The sequence below is a fragment of the Microcoleus sp. w2-18bC1 genome (assembly GCF_036700365.1).
In the GTDB taxonomy this organism is placed as follows: Bacteria; Cyanobacteriota; Cyanobacteriia; order Cyanobacteriales; family Microcoleaceae; genus Microcoleus.
Genome location: NZ_JAUBOS010000015.1, coordinates 99,391 through 105,972, shown reverse-complemented (window position 1 = coordinate 105,972; position 6,582 = coordinate 99,391). Strand labels below are relative to the sequence as shown.

The following is a 6,582-nucleotide window of genomic DNA, read 5'->3' as shown; positions in this document are numbered from 1 at the left end:
CCATTTGGGTCTTCCCAGTTGAAAGCCACCCTGCAACATGAGCCTGGAATCTGCAACCGCAGCCGAGTGCGGCAGATAGGTTGGGAGTGTCGCGCTAGAATAAGCAGTACGAGTTAACACTCGAACACAAACGCTCGTTGTGCGAGCGTGACCTCGAAACGGGCACATAGCAGCAGGTGATGGGAATAAATCATGTTTGAACGCTTCACAGAAAAAGCAATAAAAGTAATCATGTTGGCCCAGGAAGAAGCTCGCCGCCTGGGTCACAACTTCGTAGGGACAGAACAGATCCTCCTGGGTCTGATCGGAGAAGGAACCGGGGTTGCAGCTAAAGTCCTCAAATCAATGGGGGTCAACCTCAAAGACGCGCGCATTGAAGTGGAAAAAATCATCGGGCGCGGTTCCGGCTTCGTAGCAGTCGAAATTCCGTTCACCCCCCGCGCCAAGCGGGTTCTAGAACTATCCCTAGAAGAAGCTCGCCAACTCGGACACAACTATATAGGTACTGAACACCTGCTGCTGGGCCTGATCCGCGAAGGTGAAGGAGTAGCGGCCAGAGTCTTGGAAAACCTGGGAGTAGACTTGTCGAAAGTCCGCACCCAAGTGATTCGGATGCTGGGAGAAACCGCAGAAGTCGCAGCCACTGGCGGCGGTGCCCGCACCAAAACCCCAACCCTGGATGAATTCGGTGCCAACCTGACTCAAATGGCAGTCGATGGCAAACTAGACCCAGTAGTCGGACGCCAAAAAGAAATCGAACGGGTAATTCAAATCCTCGGTCGCCGCACCAAAAATAACCCGGTGCTCATCGGCGAACCCGGAGTCGGTAAAACAGCGATCGCCGAAGGTCTGGCCCAGCGCATCGCTAACAACGATATTCCAGATATTCTCGAAGACAAGCGCGTTGTTACCCTCGACATCGGCTTGCTCGTTGCCGGTACGAAATACCGGGGCGAATTTGAAGAACGCCTCAAAAAAATCATGGACGAAATCCGCACTGCGGGTAACGTGATTTTGGTGATTGACGAAGTGCACACTTTGATAGGTGCAGGTGCGGCGGAAGGGGCGATCGATGCGGCCAACATTCTCAAGCCGGCTTTGGCAAGAGGCGAACTCCAGTGTATCGGCGCTACCACCCTCGACGAGTACCGCAAGCACATCGAGCGCGATGCAGCCCTAGAACGGCGCTTCCAGCCCGTCATGGTCGGCGAACCGACTGTTGACGAGACGATCGAGATTCTCTTCGGTCTGCGGGAACGCTACGAACAGCACCACAAGCTGAAAATCTTGGACACGGCCCTCGAAGCCGCAGCCAAACTATCTCATCGTTACATCTCCGATCGCTTCCTACCAGACAAAGCAATTGACTTGGTAGACGAAGCTGGTTCTAGAGTTCGCTTGATCAACTCTCAACTGCCCCCCGCAGCCAAAGAACTGGACAAAGAACTCCGCCAAGTCCTCAAAGATAAAGACGAAGCGGTGCGTTCTCAAGACTTTGACAAAGCCGGCGAATTGCGCGATCGAGAAATGACGATCAAAGCCGAAATTCGCGCTATTTCCCAAGCCAAAAAAACAGACTCGGCCCGCACAGGCGAAACCGACCCATCGCCAGTAGTCACCGAAGAAGATATCGCTCAAATCGTGGCAAGCTGGACGGGCGTACCGGTAAACAAACTGACCGAATCCGAATCCGAAAAGCTGCTGCACATGGAAGATACCTTGCACCAGCGCTTGATCGGACAGGAAGAAGCAGTGAAAGCCGTTTCCCGCGCCATCCGTCGCGCTCGCGTTGGCTTGAAAAATCCCAATCGCCCGATCGCCAGTTTCATCTTCTCTGGCCCCACAGGCGTCGGCAAAACCGAACTCACCAAAGCCCTAGCCGGCTACTTCTTCGGTTCCGAAGACGCGATGATTCGGCTGGATATGTCGGAATATATGGAACGGCACACCGTCTCCAAACTCATCGGTTCTCCTCCAGGCTACGTCGGCTACAACGAAGGCGGACAACTCACAGAAGCAGTCCGCCGCCGTCCTTACACCGTCGTGCTGTTCGACGAAATCGAAAAAGCCCACCCCGATGTCTTCAATATGCTGCTGCAAATATTGGAAGACGGCCGCTTAACAGATGCCAAAGGTCGCACCGTAGACTTCAAAAATACGCTGCTGATTATGACCTCAAACATCGGTTCTAAGGTGATTGAAAAAGGCGGCGGCGGTCTCGGTTTCGAGTTCAGCGACAACCAAGCCGATGCTAATTACAACCGCATTCGTTCTTTGGTTAACGAAGAACTCAAAAACTACTTCCGCCCCGAATTCCTCAACCGACTCGACGAAATTATCGTCTTCCGCCAGTTGAACAAGGAAGAAGTCAAGGAAATTGCGGTCATCATGCTCAAAGAAGTGTTCGGTCGTTTGACAGAACAGGGCATCACCCTGGAAGTGACCGAAAAATTCAAAGAACGCTTAGTAGAAGAAGGCTACAACCCCAGCTACGGAGCTCGACCCCTGCGCCGCGCCATTATGCGCTTGCTGGAAGACAGCTTGGCTGAGGAAATCCTTTCTGGCCGCATCAAAGACGGCGACACCGCTGTTGTGGATGTGGGCGAGGACGGAATTGTTAAGGTGCTGCAAGGTCAAAAGCGGGAATTGCTGCCCCAAGGCGCTGAGTAAGTTTGAGTAGGTGCGATCGCGAGTTAAGTTGGGAAATAACCAATCTCGCGATCGCAAAAAACTCAAAAACCTCACATAAAAAAGGTAGAGAATTTAAATTCTCTGCCTTTTTTATGAGTTAATCTCAAGAGGAGAGTTATGGCATAAATCTTTGATTGATAGGGCAACCGCAGATGCTTTCCAAGATTGTTTGCGAATGCCTGCACTTCACGTCTAGTAATTAACAGCGACATAGTTCAATGGTAAGCTGGACAGCATTTAAATTGTATATTTTGGGCGGGTTCGCGTGCCCAGCTCGCTCAGGGTTTGATTATTTCTTGAGATGCAATTTAAATGCTGAGCGAGCTTAATCAGATAATTAGTGGCAACTATATAGCGAGGACTTTCATGACATCTGAAAAAAAGAATTTGGGTACAGAAGTAGCAGAAAATCCGCCTGCAAGCTGGTGGCAAAAAGCGTGGAAGTCGCAGCGAGAAAATCTTCAGATAGTGATTATTGCTTTGACTTTAGCAATAGTGATTCGAGCCTTGGTCGCCGAACCGCGCTACATACCCTCAGATTCTATGGTACCCACTTTGCACGTGGGCGATCGCGTCGTAGTCGAAAAAATCTCCTACTACCTCGAACCTCCCAAAACTGGCGACATCGTAGTATTTGCCCCGCCCGAAAAGTTGCAAGAACAAGGCTTTACCCAAGACCAAGCATTCATCAAGCGGGTAATTGGCTTACCGGGTCAAACCGTCGCCGTTAAAAAAGGTTTAGTTTATCTCAACGACAAACCCCTCGTCGAAAAATATATTGCCGAACCTCCTAAATATCAGTGGGGGCCTTATCGCGTCCCAGAAAATGAATACTTTGTGATGGGAGACAACCGCAACAACAGCAACGACTCCAGCAGGTGGGGATTTTTACCTAAGCAGAATATCATCGGCCGCGCTGTAGTGCGGTTTTGGCCTCTAGAACGCATCGGGGAAGTTTAAAGTCAGTTGACAGTTGACAGTTGACAGTTGACAGTTGACAGTTGACTGTTGACTGTTGACTGTTGACTGTTGTCATCGCAAGCCCGATGCCCGATGCCCGATGCCCAATGCCCAATGCCCCATTCCCATGCCTTATCCTGTACGGAAATTTCTACTTATTCTTGCGCCTTAAGGGGTAGGGACTTCCTCCGGCAACTGATAAAATAGTAGAAAAAGCAGCGGGATTTCTCGCCTAGATCAAAATTAGTAGAATATTAAAAAATTAGGAAAGCTATGGGATTTTTTGATTCAGAAATTGTTCAGCAAGAAGCCAAGCTGTTGTTTGAAGACTATCAATCTCTCATCAAACTAGGCGGGAATTACGGCAAATTCGATCGCGAAGGCAAGAAAATGTTCATCGCTCAGATGGAATCAATGATGGAGCGCTACCGTATTTTTATGAAGCGCTTTGAGCTGTCGGAGGACTTCATGGCTCAGATGACTGTAGAGCAGTTAAAAACACAGCTCAATCAATTTGGCATCACGCCCCAGCAGATGTTTGAGCAAATGAACTCAACGCTGGAGCGGATGAAATCTGAGCTGGAAAAACAATCCTAGTGTCAGAAGGAAGAAGGAAGAAGGAAGAGGGAAGAAGGAAGAAAAAGAAAGTATTCCCAATGCCCAATGCCCAATGCCCAATGCCCAATGCCCAATTACTAATGACTGATAATTAAGGCCGCTCAAAAGATGAAGCAGGTTTGAAACTTTCTGCGGGAACGCCTTCCAAAGCTTGGCTCATAAAATCACGCCAAACAGGGGCGACAATAGTACCACCAGTAGCACCGTAGCTCATCGGTCTATAGTTGTCATTGCCCATCCAAACAGCCACCGACAACTGTGGCACGTAACCCACAAACCAGATATCCCGTTCTGAGGAAGTTGTACCAGTTTTCCCAGCAGCCGGTCGCCCAAGTTGAGCAGCCCTTGCCGTTCCGCTGTTAATTACCCCTTGCAGGGCGCTGTTGACAGATGCGGCCGCCCAGGAGTTGAGAACTAATTTGGGTTTGGGGGTATTGTCGAGCAAGACGTTGCCGCTGCTGTCAGTAACTTGTACGATAAACGTGGTGTCAGAATGCCAGCCGTTGTTCGCGAAGGTAGCAAAAGCTCCGGCCATTTCTAAAGGAGTGAGGTCAACGGCACCCAAGGGCAAAGAAATCACCGGTTCCATCGGACTTCTGATGCCGAGTACGCGGCAAATCTCAATCACTTTATTCAATCCGACTTCTTGGCCAAGCTTGACAGCGGGAATGTTGAGAGATACTTCCAAAGCTCTGCGGATGCTGACTGCACCGGAGAAGCCGCCGCCGTAGTTTTGAGGGTAGTAATAGCCGTCGCCGTCGCGGTAGCCGACAGGGGAGTCGTAGACAACTGAATCGGGGCTGTATTTGCCGCTAGCAAAGGCAGCGTAGTAGATAAAAGGTTTAAAAGAAGATCCGGGCTGGCGACGTGCTTGAATGGCGCGATTGAACTGACTCTTTTCGTAATCGACGCCGCCCACCATTGCTTTGACGAAGTGGGTGCGTGGATCGACGGCGGCTAGGGCAATTTGACCTTCCTCGCGATCGTAAAACAGCCCTTGGTAGTAAAGCCGATTGTGCCACGCTTTGACGGTTTCTTCGGCTATGCGCTGCATTTTGAGGTCGATCGTGGTTTGAACGCGCATTCCTCCCTTAACCACGGCATCTCGCCCGAAACGCCTCGTCAGTTCCTGGACTACGGCTTGTGTTACGTAAGGAACTTGAGAGCCACCAAAAGAGGTAATTTTGCCTAGCTTAATTTTTTCCTGGCGGGCAGCAGTCTCTTGGGCGGGCGTAATCCATTTAAGATCCTTCATGCGGCCTAAAACAATTGTTTGCCGCTCTTTTGCCAACTTGTAATTGACGAAAGGACTGTATTCTTCGGGGGCAGAAATTAAGCCGGCCAGCATCGCTGCTTCTGAAAGAGTCAAATTACTTGCGGACTTGTTGAAATAGCTTCGAGAGGCTGTCTCTACGCCGTACAAGTTGTGACCTAAGTAGATTTGATTCAGGTATAGTTGCAGAATTTGGTCTTTGTTGAGAATTTGCTCCAAGCGGATAGACATTACCGCTTCAGCTACCTTGCGACTAAATTTTGACTGGGGAGAAAGAAACAGGTTCTTGACTAGCTGCATAGTCATAGTCGAGCCGCCTTCAACGGTTCTACCTTTCTCTAGGTTGACCATCAGAGCTCGGGCTATCCCGCCGGGGTTGATGCCTTTGTGGGTGAAAAAGTTGCTATCTTCGATCGCCAGAACAGCTCGTTTCAGGTTCGGGGAGATTTGGTCAAGGGGTACGACATCCCGGTTGGCTTCGTCGTGGATACTGGCTAGCGGCTTGCCGTTGATGTCGTAAATGTGGGTAGTTTCTGTGGGAGAGTAGGTTTGCAAGATCCGAACATCTGGCAAATTGCGGAAGCTGATCGCTAAGCCAACCAGTCCACCAGCGACTACGGAACTGGCAAGCATTGTCATGCTGAGTATGGTTCCGGCGGTCACTTTACTGACTGACTGAACAAACTCAAATACGGGGGCTGAGTTTTCCGTGTTATTGCGGACTGCGTTGGTTGACACGTGGATTTCACTTCCTCACTCGATTTGGTGTTTAAGACTTTTTATTTTAGATGCGAACCCTAGAGACTGTCAGTCGATTCTAGATTTTAGATTTTAGATTTTAGATTTATTCCACAGATGAATCTGGGGGTTTGAACAAGAGTCTAAAATTTGGGGATCTCCACGACTGTTGTCGGGGGCTGGTATCCGTTTTTGGGCGGGGTCAGCTAATGAAAGCCGGTCAGCTTTGGGATTATAGTAGCTTGATAGTTATGTTTTTATGCGTCAACCAGTGAGTGTAACTAATTCTGCTGCACTTTGGC

4 protein-coding genes are annotated in these 6,582 nt (G+C 49.8%); 3 read left to right on the top strand and 1 reads right to left on the bottom strand.

The features are described from left to right. Window positions 1–192 precede the first annotated feature (192 nt). From QT979_RS11670 to QT979_RS11660, 3 genes are all read left to right on the top strand, one after another. The gene (locus tag QT979_RS11670) at window positions 193–2,670 is read left to right on the top strand and encodes an ATP-dependent Clp protease ATP-binding subunit (RefSeq protein ID WP_190733781.1); all 2,478 of its coding nucleotides are present in this window, start codon (window positions 193–195) and stop codon (window positions 2,668–2,670) included. A gap of 387 nt (window positions 2,671–3,057) precedes the next feature. Beyond that, complete coding sequence (gene lepB, locus QT979_RS11665) at window positions 3,058–3,651, top strand: signal peptidase I (RefSeq protein ID WP_333215859.1); 594 nt, start codon at window positions 3,058–3,060, stop codon at window positions 3,649–3,651. A 273-nt stretch (window positions 3,652–3,924) separates the two neighbouring features. Continuing rightward, entirely contained in the window at window positions 3,925–4,248 is a 324-nt protein-coding gene (locus QT979_RS11660; RefSeq protein WP_006632589.1) for a DUF1825 family protein, read from the top strand. A gap of 112 nt (window positions 4,249–4,360) precedes the next feature. Here the strand turns inward: QT979_RS11660 and QT979_RS11655 are convergent, their stop codons facing one another. Then, window positions 4,361–6,280, bottom strand: coding sequence for a transglycosylase domain-containing protein (locus QT979_RS11655; RefSeq protein ID WP_333215857.1), 1,920 nt, complete (start codon window positions 6,278–6,280; stop codon window positions 4,361–4,363). Window positions 6,281–6,582 lie beyond the last annotated feature (302 nt).